This window comes from Salinibacterium sp. M195 (assembly GCF_019443965.1).
In the GTDB taxonomy this organism is placed as follows: Bacteria; Actinomycetota; Actinomycetes; order Actinomycetales; family Microbacteriaceae; genus Rhodoglobus.
Map to the genome: position 1 here is coordinate 2,507,096 of NZ_CP040814.1, position 17,496 is coordinate 2,524,591.

Consider the following 17,496-nt stretch of genomic DNA (forward strand, 5'->3'; position numbering starts at 1 on the left):
TCGCTGATTGACCACGTCGTTAGCCCTGTTTAGGCTCGAAGTGTGGCGGATATCCCGATCCACCAACCGATCTAGGAGGCCGCCGTGAGCGACTGGAACTTCGAAACCAAGCAGATCCACTCTGGCGCGCAGCCCGATCCCACCACCAACTCGCGGGCAACACCGATCTACAAGACGACGGCCTACGTCTTCAACAACGCCGATCACGCCAAGAACCTGTTTGCGCTGGCCGAATTTGGCAATATCTATACCCGCATCCAGAATCCGACTCAGGATGTCGTCGAGCAGCGCGTCGCCGCCCTCGAAGGCGGAACCGCAGCACTGTTGCTCGCTTCCGGCCAGTCAGCAACAACCTTCGCGGTTCTCAACATCGCCCAGGCAGGCGACCACATCGTCTCGTCGTCGTCGGTCTACGGCGGAACTTACAACCTCTTCAAGTACACACTCGCCAAGCTCGGTATCGAAACCACGTTCGTGGAGAATCAGGATGACGCGGCCGAGTGGGCTGCAGCGGTACGCCCTAACACCAAGCTTCTCTTTGCCGAGACCATCGGAAACCCGCGCATCAACGTGCTCGACATCGAACTCGTTGCCGGCGTTGCTCACGCCAGCGGAGTTCCCTTGATCGTCGACAACACGATCGCAACGCCGTACCTCATCCGCCCTTTCGAGCACGGTGCTGACATCGTCGTTCACTCGGCGACCAAGTTCTTGGGCGGCCACGGCACGGTCCTCGGCGGGGTCATCGTCGATGGCGGAAAGTTCGAGTGGTCGAAGAATGTCGATAAGTTCCCTGGACTCACCGAGCCCGACCCCTCGTACCACGGCGCCAGCTACACCGGCGTTCTCGGCGATGGCATTGCGTACATCATCAAGGCCCGCGTTCAGCTACTGCGCGACCTCGGTGCCGCTATCTCCCCCGATAGCGCCTTCTCGCTCATCCAAGGAATCGAAACCCTCAGCCTGCGAATCGAACGTCACGTTCAGAATGCCCAGGCGATAGCCGAGTGGCTCGACAACCACGAGGATGTCGACACCGTGTACTACGCCGGCCTCCCGTCGAGCCCCTGGTACGCCAACGCCAACAAATACGCACCCAAGGGCGTCGGTGGAGTTCTCTCCTTCGAGCTCAAGGGTGGAGTGGATGCTGGGCGCTCGTTCGTGAACAGCGTCGAGCTCTTCAGCCACGTCGCCAACATCGGTGACGTGCGCAGCCTCATCATTCACCCTGCGTCGACGACGCACTCACAGCTCTCCCCCGAGCAGCAGTTGACTGCTGGTGTAACGCCAGGACTGGTGCGACTCTCGGTGGGTCTCGAGAACATCGCGGACATCAAGGCTGACTTGCAAGTCGGCTTTGATGCGGCACGCGCAACAGCCGCTGAGGCACGCGCACGAGTCTAAGACTGCTGAAAGCGGCGGTGGCGTCCTCTGAACGCTCCCGCCGCTTTGTGCGTTAACGAGGGAGGTATGCCGCCCACGCGATCGCGACGCCGTTCGAACTCCTCGTAATAATTTCGTGTCCGACGCAATAGTTCGCGATACTTAACGGACATGGACTGGCAGACACCCGAAGACACTGTTCCTTCGGCATTTATCACCGACGCAAACGTGCGTTCTCTCCTCGGCAAGCCTCCAGCGACGGGGGCATGGCGCGAGGGCGATCCAGTCGGTCAACGCCAGTTCACGACTATCACCAATCTTTCTCTTGAGTTCAGCGGCACCCTTGCTTCTGCACGTATCGCCTACGAGACCCATGGCACGCTTAATGACGATGCCTCCAACGCGATTCTTGTCGCGCACGCCCTCACCGGTGACAGCCACCTTGTTGGCAATCCGGGAAACGGTCATTCGACCGCTGGATGGTGGAACGACCTCGTTGGTCCCGGAAAAGCAATCGACACCGATCGTTGGTTCATCGTCACCCCGAACATCCTGGGGGGCTGCCAGGGCAGCACTGGCCCGGCATCACATGCCCCCGATGGTGCCGAGTTCGGCTCTCGCTTCCCGTTCGTCACGATCCGCGATCAGGTCGCGGCGCAGGTCGCCCTCAGCGACGCCTTAGGCATCGAGCGGTGGGCAGCCGTTATCGGCGGCTCAATGGGCGGGATGCACGCGCTTGAGTGGGCGGTCGGGCATCCTGACCGGCTCGAGAAGGTCGCGATTCTCGCTGCACCACCGGTGTCGACGGCCGACCAAATTGCGCACAATTCTGTGCAGGTCGAGTCGATTCGCACTGACCCTGCCTTCGCCGATGGCGCCTACTACGATGCCCCCGACGGCGATGGGCCGCACCGCGGACTGGCGCTGGCACGTCGACTCGCCCTGATCAACTACCGTTCAGCAGACGAACTCAATGAACGCTTCGCTCGCACGTGGCAAAGCGACGTCAGCCCCTGGGGTCGCGGCGGGCGTTACGCTGTCGAGAGTTACCTCGACTTTCACGGCAATAAGTTCGCGCGCCGCTTCGACGCTAATAGTTACATCACCCTTGTCGAAGCGATGAGTTCTCACGATGTCGCACGCGGTCGCGGAACGCTCGAACAAACTCTTGCACGAGCAACCATGCCAGCACTCGTGCTCGGCATAGACAGCGATCGCCTGTTCCCTGCTTCCGGCCAGGAGATTATTGCGGAACATCTGCCGGGCAATATCGACGGAACCGTGCCCCACATCATCCATTCGCCCTTCGGACATGATGGGTTCCTCATCGAATCCGAACTCATGAGCACCCAACTCGGCAGACTCCTGAACCTCTAGAGCCGCTGAGAGTTCGTGCCTGACAAGCGTGTTGAAACGAAATTGCTGATTCCTCATGCAGGTCGGCGGTGCGCCACCCCCCTTTGCGGGGAGAGATGTGCAAACATTGCCACAAATGGACCTCATCACTAAAGAACGAGATCGCCTACTTCAGCGCACCGCGCGAGTAGCGAGCCTGAGTTTCTTGATCGTTTCGGCCATTTGTGTGAGCCTTCCCGGCGCGGTCGAACCTCTGACCCTTATTTGGTGTCTGCCGCTGTACTTGGTCATCGCGGTCTTTCAATTTCAGGTCGGAAGCCACCGAGCACTCGGCTGGGTCGTTCCGTCTTTCGTCGCCGGAATTGCCGTGATTCTTCTCATTGCGGGAACCCCCGGTGGCCCCAGCCAAGCGGGGCTTTCCGCCGCCGCACAACTTTCCTCGGCTTCACTGGCGTGTCTCGCCATCGTTCTCACAACAACGCTTATTCGCCGACTCGTCTTGTTAGCAAGCTTCCTTGCCGTGGCCGCTGTAACAGTTCTGTCTTTTGAGCCATTCCAAGCCCCCGTCCGCACTCTCACGTTGCTCGCCTTCGGGTGGATCCTCGCGAGCCTCATTGGCTTCTGGATCAGCTCTGGAGTGCCACAAGCTGTTCGTCGAATCGCCAGCATCGGCCGGGCACACCGCGCAGAGCGTCAGGCAAGTGAAACCGAAGCTCAGCGCCGCCAGGGCGCACGCCTCCTGCACGACACCGTGTTGGCGACCCTCACCTTGCTCGCGCACTCGGGACTTGGCGTTTCTGCCGAGGCAATGCGCCAGCAGGCAGGCGACGACGCGCGATTACTGCGTCAGCTGCGCCTCGGTGCTACTCCCACCCCGCAAGCATCCGGAGATTACAACCTCAGCACTCCTGTGAGCGAAACAGTGCTCGGCACTACCCTAGAGTCGGTTAAACAGCGCTTCGGCCGCATGGGGCTCGAAGTGAGTTGGCACGGCACCGGCCAAGTGCTGCTTCCCAGCGATGTGCTTGACGCTTTCTTGCTTGCGCTTGCCGAATGTCTAGAAAACGTTCGCCGCCACTCGGGAGTCACCGATGCCCACGTCACCATCACTGAAGACGACACGACAGTGCGCGCCATGATCACTGACTCCGGTGTCGGCTTCGTGCTCGATGACGTAGATTCTGCGAGCCTAGGATTCAAAGAATCTGTTGTCGCTCGGTTGAAAGAAGTCGGCGGTCAAGCTCGGCTCTTCTCGACGCCGGGATCAGGAACAACTGTCGTCTTGGAGGTCCCGCGATGACCTACGCTCCCCCAGAAGAAAACACTCTCGGTGTAATCGTTGGCAGCAAACCACGCCACGCGAAGAGCGCGACGGTCAGACGTCTCGCTGGCGACGACACCCCACGACTGACCAGCCTCGGAACAGGTTTCGTGGGCATCGGCGCAGCGGTACTCGTCAGCCTCCGCGCGCTCTATGGCCTTGTGTGGCTCGCGACTCAGTGGGAACAGTATCCCAACCCGATTCCCGCCGCCGCGGCCTGGATCGTGCTCGTACTCGTGATCGTTGGAACGATCACCGCCGTTCAGCTGATGAGCGGCCAGCTGCCCCACTGGTTGTTCGCGCTGTTCCTTACCGGACTCGCTGCAGTGGTGGCCCTCGACCTGTATGCCGTCTGGCCCCTTCACGATGTCGGAGGGTATGCGACCTCGGCAATCGCCGCGGGGATGACGCTGCTTCTGGTACTCACCGTTCGCCCAGCCTCGGACATCATCATCGCCGTCTCCGTGGTCGGAGCCGTGCTCGTCGCCGCCGTCGCCGTGAATGTGCCGCTCACGCCAGACAACCTCGCCCCTCAGATCACTTCGATCGCTTTCGCCGTGCTCCCGACGGTGATCGGACTCTCGCTCATCGGCAACTTCCGTGGCCTCGTGCAGGTCGAGCTTGACCGGGTCCTTGTGCAAAGCACCCTCACGGCACCTCGCTTCGCCGTGGGCATGATGGCATCTGAGGAACTGGCGCGCCTCGACCTTGCCGCAGAAAAACTGCTTGACTCCGTAGCGAACGGCTCTACAAAACTCCCGCTCACGCCCAAGATCGCCTCGACGGCAGCGTCGCTCGCGACAGAACTACGCCTTCACCTCATCGAGGGTCGGCGGGAGACATGGCTGTACCACGCGATAACCGAGTCCGACTTGCTCGGCAAGTCAGTACGACTCACCGACAAGGGCAGTCTTGCAGGGCTGCTCGACCCTGTGCAGCGCGACGGACTCCTTTCGACCGCGTGGTTATTTGTGACCGACACAAATAAGCGGGGCGCGAAGAACTCAGTGCACATCACGATCGCAGCATCGACAACCGTTTTAGCGCCCGGTTCGGAAGACAAAGTAGCAATCGCTATTGCGATCACCTCCACCGGAGTCGTCCGAAATCGAATCGACGCTTCCACGTGGCAAGCCATTGCAAAAGTCGGAAGCTACACCGACTCAACAGAAAACTCCAGTGTGAGGCTCGACATCGAATGTCTTGTCGATAACCCCGCCGACCAATAGATTCGTATGATTAGACGATCGACTAGAGGAATTCATTGTGACTGAACCAACAAAGCGCATCCGGCTCGCAATCGTTGACGACCACCGAATGTTGCTCGGCGCTCTCACCGAGTGGATCCGAAAGGCCGCAGCAGACATCGATATGGTCGTAGCCGTGCCCACCTGGCCCGAGCTGACTATTCATCCCGAGTTTCCGGTCGACGTAGTTTTGCTCGACCTTGACCTCAAAGACAACATTCCGGTGTCGCTCAAGATCAACACGCTCAAATCGATGAACGTGCGCGTCGTGCTCATGAGCACCTATTCTGAGCCGAATGTCGTTCGCGAGGCTCTCGCCGCTGGCGCCCTGGGCTACCTCGTCAAGAGTGAAGACGCCGACATGATCGTTGAAGCCATTCGCGCTGCCGCCAAAGGTGAATCGTTTGTGTCAGCCGAGCTCGACCTTGCGCTCAACGCCGATGAAATCGGCGGGGCCCCCAAGCTCAGCGCTCAGGAGCGCCGCGTGATGGCCCTCTACGGCGGTGGCGAACCCGTCAAATCGGTCGCGTACCAGCTGAGCATCTCAGAAGAGACCGCCAAGAGCTACCTCAAACGCATTCGCGAGAAGTACCGGGTTGCCGGCTTTGATGTTGGAACGAAGGTTGCGCTGCGTAAGCGTGCGCTAGAAGACGGCATCCTCATCGAAACCGAAACGATGCACCACCTCTAAACCTGCGTCGCTAGTTTTCTGCGCGGGTCATTGCTTCTTCTAGACGCTCGACTTTGCCGGCCATCTCTCCGCTATGCCCGGGGCGAATGTCAGCCTTCAACACGAGCGAAACGCGGGAGCCGAACGCACCAACAGCGTCAGTCGCGGCTTTGACGACGGCAAAAACTTCATCCCAGTCGCCCTCAATCGTGGTGAACATCGAGTCAGTCTGGTTGGGCAATCCCGAATCGCGCACGATTTTCACTGCTGCGGCTACGGCGTTGTGCACTGAATCTGTGCCATCTGGTGCGCCGCTGGGGGCTACTGAGAATGCGACGATCATGGTGACTCCTTTGATGATGAACTTATTGGCGATGAAAGAATCTGCTCTTTATTGCCCAGCCCGGGCAACGAATGCGGGCCAGCCCGAGACGGGAGCCTGATCAGCCCGACAATCGCCCACCCTAACAAGACGATGAGCAGCACGTTTCTGACGCTCAGCAGGGCGATCATTGCGGGGTTCGCTGCGAGAAGCAAGTAATACAGGTACGGATAGACCGTGTGCGTCAGCGCAGCGAGCAACAGCGTCAGCACCGCCGGAAAGCGAAAACTCGGCGCGTCTGAAACATGACGGTTCAGTAGTCCAAGCACGATCGGAACGGCGAGCCACGAGATGAATTGTGGTGATCCCACCTTGTTCACCACGATCAGCGCGGTGACAAGCGCGAGACTCAGCATCGGGAGAACGCGCAGTGCGACCACCCCGGCCCGAATCGCCCGAATACCGAGCACTGCGATGCCCACAACGATGACAGCGAGTAGAGGCGTGACTGTCTTGGCAGCCACTTCGACACCGGCGCCAGCCACCTGAAAGGTCAGTATCGACGTGTCGTAGTAAATCGCGGTGTCAGGCACGCCAGCGACGATCTGCCACAACCACAGTGCCGCTAGTGGCGACTCAATTTGAATGCCGCGACTTGACTGCTGAGCGATAAAGCTAAATACGTTCGATCCGGCGCCGGCCGCCAGCGCGAGCACGACCACAGCGGCGGTGGTCGCGGCGGCGCCGATCGCGATCGTCCATCGGTCACGCATGGCGATAATTGCCGCGAGCACAAGGGCCGCGGGCCACACCTTGATCCACGTCGCGCACGCCAGCACAATGCCCGCAGTCCGAGGATGGCCGCGCAACAATCGAACACCGACAATGGCAACGGCGATAGTGATGGCATCGATTCTGGCCAGAGCAATGGGACCGAGTGCGAGCAGGAAGGCTGCCCACCACCATCCGGCAATCACCCCTGATCGAGAGCGGCCCCAACGAGTGAGAAAGCCGAGGGCGACAACGTTGACGACCATCACCATCGAGAGCCAGGTCGCCGCGATGTGCTCGATCCCGAAAGCCGCGGAAGCCAATATCGGCACCATTGCGAGCAGCGGATAGACCCAGGGGATGTCGACGCCAACGAGAACACCCGAGGCAAACGCTTGTTCAGCCCAGCGGGCGTATACGATGGTGACGTCGCCGAGCGGCAAACCGGGGGCAGAGAGATTAAGCATTCCTAGCGCGAGGTGCGCAAGAATAAAGATCAGCCACAGCGCAAGCGCACTCAGCGTGTGAGTGGTTTTCACGTGAGGTCAGAGATCGCAGGATCGCCGCCGATGAGCTCGGCAATGACGGCGGGCACGTGCGCACAAAGATCAAGGATCGTGAACGGCCCTCCAGCACTCGCCCGGCGAGCAGCAGTGCCGTGAACAAAGGATGCGGTGGCCGCGAGCCCCACAAGCAGTTGGGGATTCTCGAGCACCTTGTCGCTGTGCGTCGCCACGAGCGCGCCGAGGATGCCCCCAAGCGCGTCTCCAGCGCCTGCCGTTGCGAGCCAGGCTGGAGCTGAAGCCACTGACACCGTGGTTGCACCATCCGTCACGTACGTCGTGTGACCTTTGATGAGAACTGTCAGGCCGTACCGTTGGGCCGCGTCGGCTGCCCACCGCTGAGGGTCGGCAGCAATTCTCTCGACTGGCTCGTCTAACAAGCGGGCGAGCTCACGATAGTGCGGAGTGATAACCGCTGGTCCCGGTGCCCGTGTGGCGAGATCGAGCGCGCCGCCATCGAGCACGAATGGCACGTTCTGGCCGAGGGCGTAGGCGATACGCTCAGCCGCGTCATCGTCGCGGTTTGCGAAGTCCATTCCCGAGCCGATCAGCCAGGCTTGAACTCGCCCGGGAGAAGGGACCGCTTCCGGCCTGCGCTGCAACACCAAGTCTTGCGCGCGCTCTGGTCCCACATACCGCACCATGCCAACACCGGTGCGGAGAGCCGCCTCAACGCCCAAGACGGCCGCACCGGGGTACTGAATAGATCCGGTGACGACCCCGAGAACTCCGCGCGTGTACTTGTCGTCACTCTGGTCAGGACGCGCGATGTGGAGTGCCGCATCAGCAGCACTCCACAGCGCATCAGTTCTCATGAGGTTAACGATAGTTGACCGTGATGCTAGCGGCGCCGGGTAGCGTCTTGCACTTCTCCGACGAGCACTTCGATAATGTCCTCAAGAAAGAGCACACCCGTGGTCGCCCCCGTCGCGTCGAAACTACGGGCAACGTGAACACCGGAGCGGCGCATCGTAGCCAGAGCATCCTCAAGGTCAGTCTCGTCGTACATCGAAATCAGTTGACGAATGCGCTTCGGCGGAACAGGCTCGCTGAACTCGCTCTCGTCAATGTCGATTACGTCTTTCAGATGCAGGTAGCCCGTGGGCTCGCCCGCATCATTGAGCAGAATGTAGCGAGAGAAACCGCGTTGAGCGACAGCCTTTTCGAGGTCGGCAGGTGCGGCAGCCTCAGGCAGCGTGACAAGCCCAGACATCGGGATCGCCACATCCCGAACCTTTTTCGAGGTGAACTCAAAGGCACCGGTGAGTGTCCCTCCCGCGTCGGTGAGCACCCCTTCGCGAGTCGACTGCGCAACGATCGTGGCAACTTCATCCAGCGTGAACACACTGTTCGCCTCATTCTTCGGCGTGACATTGAAGAGTCGAAGGATGCCGTTGGCTATGGCGTTGAGCGCAACGATGATCGGGCGGAACACTGTTGCGATGAACACCAGCGGCGGCGCCAAGATCAGAACGGCCCGGTCAGGAACCGAGAATGACAGGTTCTTGGGCACCATTTCGCCGAGCACCACGTGCAAGAACGACACGATCAACAGGGCCATGATGAACGCGATCGTGCTAATGAGTTCTTCGCTCAATCCCGTAAGGGCGAGCGGCACTTCCAACAGATGATGGATCGCCGGCTCTGACACGTTCAGGATCAGCAGCGAACACACGGTGATACCCAGCTGACAGGCGGCCAACATGAGCGTCGCGTGTTCCATCGCCCAGAGTGCGGTCTTGGCAGAGCGCGAACCAGCCTCGGCGAGCGGCTCGATTTGAGACCGTCGAGCGGAGATGACGGCAAACTCTGCGCCGACGAAGAAGGCATTGACGAGCAGCAGCACGAAGAGCCACACGATTCCCCACACGTCCATCAACTCACCGCCTCAGCATCGCTAGCGCTGACAATGGGGTCGGGCGTAAACCTCACGCGGTCGATTCTTCGGCCTTCCAATCGTTCAATTCTGAACACACCGCCCACGGCGGCAATGGTGTCTCCGGTGCGCGGAACGCGACCAAGTTCGCTCATCAGCCAGCCAGCAACGGTTTCGTATGGGCCCTCTTCTGGCACTTCAACACCGGTGCGCTCGAGAAGCTCGTCCGGGCGCAAAATCGCCGGGAACGTGAACCAGTCACGCGAGCGAACCACGTCGGCCTTGGAGCGGTCATGCTCATCGGAAACTTCACCGACAAGCTCTTCGACTAGGTCCTCAAGCGTGGCAACGCCAGCAGTTCCGCCGTATTCATCAACGACAACCGCCATCTGGTAGCCCCGGCCGCGCAATTCCGCGAGGAGGGCATCCAGCCGCATTGTTTCTGGCACCTGGAGCGCCTCAGTCTGGAGCGCAGAAACGGGAACATCAGCGCGTTTCTTATGCGGCACGGCAACTGCCTGCTTAACGTGCACGAGACCGACAACGTCATCGATGCTGTCGTCGATCACCGGGAAGCGCGAAAAGCCAGTGCGCTTCGCAAGATCGATAACATCTTGTGCGCTGTCCGTGCGGTCAATGCTGTCAACCCGCGGTCGCGGTGTCATCACATCTTGTGCGGTGTGATCGGCAAAGGCCAAAGTGCGTGCCAGCAGAGTCGCAGTGTCGTTATCGAGGCTGCCCTGACTAGCCGAGCGGCGCACCAGCGACGTAAGTTCCTCTGCTGTGCGAGCACCCGAAAGTTCTTCTTTCGGTTCGATTCCTACGCTGCGCAAAATAGCGTTAGCCGTGTTGTTCAACAGGCTGACCGCTGGCTTGAACACGGTCGTAAATAGAATCTGGAACGGCACAACAAACTTGGCCGTAGCTTTCGGCAATGCCAGTGCGAAATTCTTCGGCACCAGCTCGCCAATAATCATCGAGAGCAGCGTGGCAAAGGTAATAGCCAGAATCGTGGCAATGACGCTCACCGCAGCTGCCGGCAACAGTGCCCCCAGTGGGACGGACAGCCACGTGCTGAACGCAGGCTCGAGCGTGTAGCCAGCCAGCAGCGTCGTCAGCGTGATGCCGAGTTGCGCGCTGGAGAGATGCGTTGACGTGTGCTTCAACGCGGAGATTACCGGGGTGAGTCGCTTCTCGCCGCGCTCTTGGCGAGCTTCGAGCTCGGAGCGGTCGAGATTAACGAGAGCGAACTCAGAGGCAACGAAAAATCCGGTGCCTACGGTAAGAACGAGACCAGTAGCAAAAAGCAGCCACTCATTCATGGGGGTTCACCCCCGGTGCGGGTGTGAAGGAGAAGGGCGAGAGACAGATGGTGATCGCGCGAGGTTTTCGGCCCCGGCGACAACTAGAGGGAGGGTCGTCCATTATGGCCTTGAGTATAGGACAAATTTCTGCGAAACCGCTGCTCCATTACCAACTCACGGGCAATGCTTTACCCTCTTCGTACCCTGCCGCCGACTGGATCCCGACGAGTGCGCGCTCGTGAAACTCAGAGAGGTTCGCCGCGCCTGCGTACGTGAACGAGCTGCGCACCCCCGAAGTGATCATGTCGACGAGATCATCGAGCGAGGGGCGAGCCGGGTCAAGATAGATTTTCGACCCAGAGATACCTTCCGCAAAGAGCTCTTTGCGCGCCAGCTCATACGGGTCGAGCCCGCCGAAACGTGCACGAACAGCCTTGGTCGACGCCATCCCCCAGCTGGTCTTGTAAAGCGCACCAGCGTCGTCATGTCGCAGTTGACCTGGAGCCTCAATCGTGCCAGCAAACCACGAACCAACCATGACGGATGCCGCCCCTGCTGCGAGCGCCAGCGCAACGTCCCGTGGGTACCGCACTCCCCCATCGGCCCACACGTGAGCTCCAAGTTCACGCGCGGTTGCCGCTGTTTCCAGTACTGCGGAGAACTGTGGTCGCCCAACCGCAGTCATCATCCGAGTCGTGCACATTGCGCCGGGACCTACTCCAACCTTGATGACCGTTGCTCCCGCCGCGACCAGATCTCGTACCGCAGCCGAGGTCACAACATTTCCGGCCACGATGGGTACGCCGAGCCCCAAAGCAGCAACCGTCTCCACAGCCCGCACCATGCCCTCCTGGTGACCGTGAGCGGTATCGAGCACAAGCGTGCTTGCGCCAGCAGCGACGAGGGCCCGCGCGCGCGAAGCAACATCGCCGTTAATGCCCAGCGCAGCCGCCACGGCAAGCTTGCCTTCGCTGTCGAGCGCTGGGGTGTAAAGCGTAGATCGCAAGGCGCTCTTCACGCTCGTAGTGCCGACAACTGTTTCGCCATCGGTGACAGGAGCGAAGTTAATGCCGCGCTCGACGAGCAAGTCAAACAACTCACGCGCGGTGCCAAACTCTGAGCGATCGATCGCGTGCGTTTCGTGCCGCAGAAGATCTCCGAGCGCGGCCCCCGGCATCGCTTCTCCCAAGCGTTCGGCATCAATGACTCCCGCGAGCGCTCCGTCAGCGAGCAATACCACTCCGTGGCCAGCCAGCGGGGGAACCTGCAGCAGCGCGTGCTCGACAGAGTCTTCGGAGCCGAAAAAGACAGCTGAATCGAGATCGACCGGTTGCGAGCGAACCCACGCAATCGCAGCATCCATATCTGCAGCGTTGAGATCTTGAGGCAGAACGCCGAGGCCACCACGCCGCGCAAGACTAGCCGCGAGGCGTGGCCCCGTGACAGAGTTCATGTTGGACGCCACGAGCGGAATAGTTGCGGTCGTTCCATCGCCGGGGGCAAGGGAGACTGCCATTCGACTACCAACCGACGAGTGACTCGGCACCAGAAACACGTCAGAGTAAGTGAGGTCGTGTCGTGGTGTTGTCTCGTAAAAATCCATAGGCATCAGCGTAATCGTCTACGAATCGAAAGAATCTTGATGATTGCGTTAAAAAAGCAGGATCTGAGCGCCTCGCGGCCAGCAGACACACAACAAAGCGATTAAGATTGATCGGGATGTCCGGCGTGCAGAACGTGCGTCGCTTTTTCACACACCAGAACTGAAAGTAGGCGGTTTGACGTGTCAGGCCAAGTAACCGGAATCGCACCAGAAGGTGACTCCTCGGGCGAGTTCGGGGCCAACGAATGGTTGGTCGACGAGATGTACGAAAAGTATCTCGAAGACAAGAATCTTGTGGACGAAGCGTGGTGGCCGTTCCTTGCGAACTATCAACCCGCGGTAGAGCCCTCCCCGAACTCTGACGCAGCTGAGGCTTCGGCATCATCCGCGCCGGCAGCGGCAAGCACGCCGGCAGCAGCCTCGCCGACGGCGTCAAGCACTGCGGCAGAAAAGCCGTTCGTCGATGAGCCAAACCCGTCGACGGGCAGCCAGCCTGTTGCTCGCACTACTTCGGTGGAACCGAAGCCTCAGCCGATTCCGGCAGAAGCGCCATCCACCACCCCGATTGACACGACCCAGAAACCAGCAGCACCAAAGCCGCAGACTGAAAGCACTGTTGCTCCGCTTCGCGGCGCTGCGAAGGCTCTCGCGTCGAACATGGACTCCAGCCTCACGGTTCCGACCGCGACAAGCGTGCGCACCATGCCAGCCAAGCTCATGATCGACAACCGCATCGTGATCAACAACCACCTCAAGCGTGCGCGTGGTGGCAAGGTCTCGTTCACTCACCTCATTGCGTGGGCGATCATCCAGACGCTCAAAGAGTTTCCCAGCCAGAACGTTTTCTATGACGAGCCAGAGGGCAAGCCTTCAGTCGTCACTCCCGCGCACATCAACCTCGGCATTGCGATCGACATGCCGAAGCCCGATGGCACGCGTTCGCTCGTTGTCCCCGGCATCAAGAACGCCGAAACGATGGGCTTCGGCGAGTTCCTTGCCGCTTACGAAGATATTGTTTCTCGAGCCCGCGCCAACAAGCTGACTGGCGCCGACTACATGGGCAACACGATTTCACTTACCAACCCGGGCGGAATCGGCACCGAGCATTCGGTCCCTCGCCTGATGCGTGGTTCGGGAACGATCGTGGGCGCTGGCGCTCTCGATTACCCCGCAGAGTTCCAGGGTGCGAGCCTTCGCACTCTGGCCGAACTCGGTATCGGCAAGACCATTACTCTCACAAGCACCTACGACCATCGCGTCATCCAGGGCGCGGGTTCTGGCGAGTTCCTCAAAAAGATTCACGAACGTCTCATTGGCGAAAACCACTTCTACGAAGACATCTTCGCCGCTCTGCGTATCCCCTACGACCCCATCCACTGGGCAAATGACATCAGCGTCGACCTGGCAGACAACGTCAGCAAGACGTCGCGAGTGCAAGAACTCATCAACTCATTCCGTGTTCGCGGTCACCTCATGGCTGACACCGATCCGCTGGAATACCGTCAACGCTCGCACCCTGACCTCGACATTTCGAGCCACGGTCTCACTTTCTGGGATCTTGACCGCGAATTTGTCACCGGGGGTTTCGGCGGCAAACGCCAGGCTCTGCTGCGCGAAGTTCTCGGAATGCTGCGCGATGCGTACTGCCGCACCGTCGGCATTGAGTACATGCACATCCAAGACCCCGAACAGCGTCGCTGGATTCAAGATCACGTCGAGAAGCCATACACGAAGCCCACCCATGATGAGCAAATGCGCATCCTCGGCAAGCTCAACGAGGCCGAGGCATTCGAGACATTCCTCCAGACCAAGTACGTCGGTCAAAAGCGCTTCAGCCTTGAAGGTGGAGAGTCGACGATTGCACTGCTGGATGCCGTGATTCAGAAAGCCGCCGAAGCCAACCTTGAAGAGGTTGCCATCGGTATGGCTCATCGTGGCCGCTTGAGCGTTCTCACGAACATCGCGGGAAAGACCTACGGTCAGATCTTCCGCGAGTTCGAGGGCACCCAGGACCCCCGCACCGTTCAGGGCTCTGGCGATGTGAAGTATCACCTCGGCACCGAGGGCACTTTCACTGCTGCTGATGGTCGACAGATTCCTGTCTACCTTGCGGCGAACCCGTCACATCTTGAAGCCGTCGATGGTGTCCTTGAGGGCATCGTTCGCGCCAAGCAGGATCGTCGCCCCATTGGTTCCTACGCCGTTCTCCCGGTGATGGTCCATGGCGATGCCGCGATGGCCGGCCAGGGCATCGTGGTCGAGATCTTGCAGATGTCGCAACTGCGCGCGTACCGCACGGGTGGAACCATTCACGTGAACATCAACAACCAGGTTGGGTTCACGACGCCTCCCGGTGAGGCTCGCACATCGCAGTATTCGAGCGACGTCGCGAAGACGATTCAGGCGCCGATCTTCCACGTTAACGGCGATGACCCCGAGGCTGTTGTTCGCGTTTCGGAGTTGGCTTTCGCTTTCCGCCAAAAGTTCCACCGCGATGTTGTTATCGACCTCATTTGCTACCGCCGCCGCGGTCACAACGAGGGCGATGACCCCTCGATGACCCAGCCGCTGATGTACAACCTGATTGAGGCCAAGCGGTCCGTTCGTACCCTCTACACCGAGGGCCTAGTCGGTCGTGGCGATATCACTCAGGAAGAGTACGAAGCGAGCCATCAGGATTTCCAGGATCGTCTCGAGCGCGCCTTCGCAGAAACGCACGCAGCCCAGACTGGTTCAATGCCAATCCTCACCAAGGACGGCAACGGAGTCTCCGACCTCGAACGTCCGGGCTCGCAGCGCGACGATGCCGTTGGTGAGCCCATCACTACGGGCATCGACGAGAGCATTGTGCAGCTCATTGGTGATGCGCATGGAAATCCTCCGGCGAACTTCACTGTTCACAAGAAGCTGCAAGCACTACTGCGTAAGCGCGTAGACATGAGCCGCAAGGGTGCAATTGACTGGGCGTTCGCCGAGTTGTTGGCAATTGGTTCGGTGCTTCTTGAGGGAACGCCAGTGCGCATGGCCGGGCAGGATGCTCGCCGCGGCACCTTTGTGCAGCGTCACGCTGTGCTGCACGACCGTGAAAACGGTCAAGAGTGGCTGCCCCTGCAGAACCTTTCTGAGAACCAGTCGCGCTTCTGGATCTACGACACCCTCCTGAGCGAGTACGCAGCTTTGGGCTTCGAATACGGTTACTCAGTAGAACGTGCAGACGCCTTGGTCCTGTGGGAAGCGCAGTTCGGTGACTTCGCTAACGGCGCTCAGATCGTGATTGATGAGTTCATCTCCAGCGCTGAACAGAAGTGGGCTCAGCGTTCAAGCGTTGTCATGCTTCTGCCACACGGTTACGAGGGCCAGGGCCCAGATCATTCGTCAGCCCGCATTGAGCGTTATCTTCAGTTGTGTGCCGAGAACAACATGATCGTTGCGCGGCCGTCGACGCCTGCTTCGTACTTCCACTTGTTGCGTCGTCAGGCTTACTCGCGTCCGCGTCGTCCTCTCATCGTGTTCACGCCCAAGGCGATGCTGCGCTTGCGTGGCGCTACGAGCGATGTTGCCGACTTCACTAGTGGCCGTTTCGAGCCGGTTCTCGACGATGTTCGTCTGGCAGATAAGTCGGGCGTCACGCGCGTAATTGTGACGGCAGGCAAGACCTACTACGACATCGTGGCGGAGCTCGACAAGCGCGAGATCACCCACATCGCTGTCGTACGCATGGAGCAGTTCTACCCGCTCCCCGTTACTGACATGGTCGAGGTACTCGCGCAGTATCCGAACGCGGATGTCGTGTGGACTCAGGATGAGCCTGAGAACCAGGGTGCTTGGCCGTTCATTAGCTTGGAGCTGGCCCGTCATCTCAAGACGAACGAGATCAAGCTCGCGTCGCGTTCGGCAGCTGCCTCTCCGGCAACTGGTTCAGCCAAGCGCAGCGCGCTTGAGCAGGCCGAACTGATCGACCACGCAATCACGCAGCCTTAGGTTCGCGAAGCGGCGTTAACGACGAAAGCGGGCATCCTCCGAGGAGGGTGCCCGCTTTCGTTAACCCACTGTGCTAATTCTTAGCGCGTTTCACACAACGGAGGCCAAACGTCACACTTGCGTGCAGCTCGGCCAAGAAGCTCGGTTAGGCGTCTGCCAACTTGGACAGGATCGCACTACGCAGCTCATCTGGCGCTGTCTCGCGACAGGCTTGCTTCACCTTGAGCTTCAGAGCAAGAGCGACGAGGTGTTCGCTTGAGCATGATTCGCAGTTGTCGAGGTGGTTCGCGACATCCTGAAAATCAGCTTCGTTGAGCTCGCGATCGAGGTATTCCTCAAGCTCGGCTTTTGCTTTCTCGCAACCGCAGTCGGTCATTTCGTGCTCCTTGATGATGCAGGCGTGACCGGGGTGCGGTCGCGCGCATAGTCGGCCAATAGTTCGCGCAGCATACGACGGCCGCGGTGCAGCCTACTCATGACGGTTCCTACGGGGGTCTTCATAATGTCGGCGATCTCTTGATAAGAGAAGCCTTCGACGTCGGCGAAATAGACGGCGAGGCGAAAGTCTTCGGGGATCGACTGCAGGGCATCCTTCACCGCGCTGTCTGGCAGGTGGTCGATCGCTTCAGCTTCCGCCGACCGTGTCGACACGGATTGCGTGATCGACTCCGCGCCGCCCAGTTGCCAATCCTCAAGCTCATCAATCGTGCCCTGATAGGGGCTGCGCTGATTCTTGCGATAAATGTTGATGAAGGTGTTGGTCTGGATGCGGTACAGCCACGCCTTCAGGTTTGTGCCCTGTTGAAACTGTCCGAAGGCTTGAAACGCTTTAACGAACGTCTCCTGCACGAGGTCGGCAGCGTCGCTTGGGTTGCGCGTCATGCGCATTGCTGCGCCGAAAAGCTGGTCCATAAAGGGCAACGCTTGCTCTTCAAACTGCCGTCGCTTGTCTGCTGCGGCGGTCTCGGTGGCGCTGGGCTCAACTCTGTCAGTAGTCATCAGAGACAATTCTAGTTCGCTGATGACGGCATCCTGCTGAGTACTCAGTACTGCTGTCATGCTTGTGCCTCCTCCGTGGGGTGCAAAACGTCGATACTCT

Annotated in this window: 14 protein-coding genes; 6 read left to right on the plus strand and 8 right to left on the minus strand. The window is 59.8% G+C overall.

Annotation, left to right across the window (positions count from 1 at the left end):
- The first annotated feature begins 84 nt into the window (after positions 1–84).
- From FFT87_RS11995 to FFT87_RS12015, 5 genes are all read left to right on the plus strand, one after another.
- Positions 85–1,404 carry a bifunctional o-acetylhomoserine/o-acetylserine sulfhydrylase gene (locus tag FFT87_RS11995; protein WP_219948937.1) on the plus strand — a complete coding sequence of 440 codons (1,320 nt, stop codon included), beginning with the start codon at positions 85–87 and terminating at the stop codon, positions 1,402–1,404.
- A 150-nt stretch (positions 1,405–1,554) separates the two neighbouring features.
- A complete protein-coding gene (locus FFT87_RS12000; RefSeq protein WP_219948938.1) occupies positions 1,555–2,760 on the plus strand; it encodes a homoserine O-acetyltransferase in 1,206 nt (401 codons plus the stop codon).
- Between the two features lie 115 nt (positions 2,761–2,875).
- On the plus strand, positions 2,876–4,039 hold the full coding sequence (locus tag FFT87_RS12005; protein ID WP_219948939.1) for a sensor histidine kinase: 1,164 nt from the start codon (positions 2,876–2,878) through the stop codon (positions 4,037–4,039).
- Positions 4,036–5,289 carry a hypothetical protein gene (locus FFT87_RS12010; RefSeq protein WP_219948940.1) on the plus strand — a complete coding sequence of 418 codons (1,254 nt, stop codon included), beginning with the start codon at positions 4,036–4,038 and terminating at the stop codon, positions 5,287–5,289. The genes FFT87_RS12005 and FFT87_RS12010 overlap by 4 nt, the downstream gene beginning before the upstream one ends.
- Before the next feature lie 37 nt (positions 5,290–5,326).
- Positions 5,327–5,998, plus strand: coding sequence for a response regulator transcription factor (locus FFT87_RS12015; protein WP_219948941.1), 672 nt, complete (start codon positions 5,327–5,329; stop codon positions 5,996–5,998).
- A gap of 10 nt (positions 5,999–6,008) precedes the next feature.
- Here FFT87_RS12015 and FFT87_RS12020 read toward each other — a convergent pair whose 3' ends face one another.
- The 6 genes from FFT87_RS12020 to FFT87_RS12045 form a co-directional block, all read right to left on the minus strand.
- Positions 6,009–6,320: a thiamine-binding protein gene (locus FFT87_RS12020; protein WP_219948942.1), complete on the minus strand. Its 312-nt coding sequence runs from the start codon at positions 6,318–6,320 to the stop codon at positions 6,009–6,011.
- Positions 6,317–7,609, minus strand: coding sequence for a glycosyltransferase 87 family protein (locus FFT87_RS12025; RefSeq protein ID WP_255559921.1), 1,293 nt, complete (start codon positions 7,607–7,609; stop codon positions 6,317–6,319). Before FFT87_RS12025 ends, FFT87_RS12020 begins: the two co-directional genes overlap by 4 nt.
- On the minus strand, positions 7,606–8,448 hold the full coding sequence (locus FFT87_RS12030; protein WP_219948943.1) for an ADP/ATP-dependent (S)-NAD(P)H-hydrate dehydratase: 843 nt from the start codon (positions 8,446–8,448) through the stop codon (positions 7,606–7,608). Before FFT87_RS12030 ends, FFT87_RS12025 begins: the two co-directional genes overlap by 4 nt.
- Before the next feature lie 26 nt (positions 8,449–8,474).
- Positions 8,475–9,509, minus strand: coding sequence for a hemolysin family protein (locus FFT87_RS12035; RefSeq protein ID WP_219948944.1), 1,035 nt, complete (start codon positions 9,507–9,509; stop codon positions 8,475–8,477).
- A complete protein-coding gene (locus FFT87_RS12040; RefSeq protein WP_219948945.1) occupies positions 9,509–10,831 on the minus strand; it encodes a hemolysin family protein in 1,323 nt (440 codons plus the stop codon). The genes FFT87_RS12035 and FFT87_RS12040 overlap by 1 nt, the downstream gene beginning before the upstream one ends.
- A 148-nt stretch (positions 10,832–10,979) precedes the next feature.
- Entirely contained in the window at positions 10,980–12,416 is a 1,437-nt protein-coding gene (locus FFT87_RS12045; RefSeq protein WP_219948946.1) for a GuaB1 family IMP dehydrogenase-related protein, read from the minus strand.
- Positions 12,417–12,596: 180 nt separating this feature from the next.
- Between FFT87_RS12045 and FFT87_RS12050 the strand changes: the two genes are divergently transcribed.
- Positions 12,597–16,397, plus strand: coding sequence for a multifunctional oxoglutarate decarboxylase/oxoglutarate dehydrogenase thiamine pyrophosphate-binding subunit/dihydrolipoyllysine-residue succinyltransferase subunit (locus tag FFT87_RS12050; RefSeq protein WP_219948947.1), 3,801 nt, complete (start codon positions 12,597–12,599; stop codon positions 16,395–16,397).
- 145 nt (positions 16,398–16,542) lie between these two features.
- On the opposite strand, the gene FFT87_RS12055 is transcribed toward FFT87_RS12050, so the two are convergent.
- Together FFT87_RS12055 and FFT87_RS12060 are read right to left on the minus strand one after the other, a co-directional pair.
- Positions 16,543–16,773 carry an anti-sigma factor gene (locus FFT87_RS12055; protein ID WP_219948948.1) on the minus strand — a complete coding sequence of 77 codons (231 nt, stop codon included), beginning with the start codon at positions 16,771–16,773 and terminating at the stop codon, positions 16,543–16,545.
- The gene (locus tag FFT87_RS12060; protein ID WP_219948949.1) at positions 16,770–17,456 is read right to left on the minus strand and encodes a sigma-70 family RNA polymerase sigma factor; all 687 of its coding nucleotides are present in this window, start codon (positions 17,454–17,456) and stop codon (positions 16,770–16,772) included. Before FFT87_RS12060 ends, FFT87_RS12055 begins: the two co-directional genes overlap by 4 nt.
- Positions 17,457–17,496 lie beyond the last annotated feature (40 nt).

Coding starts and splice junctions, on each gene's coding strand:
- FFT87_RS12000 (WP_219948938.1), top strand. CDS start 1,555: ATGGACTGGCAGACACCCGAAGACACTGTTCCTTCGGCATTTATCACC.
- FFT87_RS12005 (WP_219948939.1), top strand. CDS start 2,876: ATGGACCTCATCACTAAAGAACGAGATCGCCTACTTCAGCGCACCGCG.
- FFT87_RS12010 (WP_219948940.1), top strand. CDS start 4,036: ATGACCTACGCTCCCCCAGAAGAAAACACTCTCGGTGTAATCGTTGGC.
- FFT87_RS12020 (WP_219948942.1), bottom strand. CDS start 6,320: ATGATCGTCGCATTCTCAGTAGCCCCCAGCGGCGCACCAGATGGCACA.
- FFT87_RS12030 (WP_219948943.1), bottom strand. CDS start 8,448: ATGAGAACTGATGCGCTGTGGAGTGCTGCTGATGCGGCACTCCACATC.
- FFT87_RS12035 (WP_219948944.1), bottom strand. CDS start 9,509: ATGGACGTGTGGGGAATCGTGTGGCTCTTCGTGCTGCTGCTCGTCAAT.
- FFT87_RS12040 (WP_219948945.1), bottom strand. CDS start 10,831: ATGAATGAGTGGCTGCTTTTTGCTACTGGTCTCGTTCTTACCGTAGGC.
- FFT87_RS12045 (WP_219948946.1), bottom strand. CDS start 12,416: ATGGATTTTTACGAGACAACACCACGACACGACCTCACTTACTCTGAC.
- FFT87_RS12055 (WP_219948948.1), bottom strand. CDS start 16,773: ATGACCGACTGCGGTTGCGAGAAAGCAAAAGCCGAGCTTGAGGAATAC.
- FFT87_RS12060 (WP_219948949.1), bottom strand. CDS start 17,456: ATGACAGCAGTACTGAGTACTCAGCAGGATGCCGTCATCAGCGAACTA.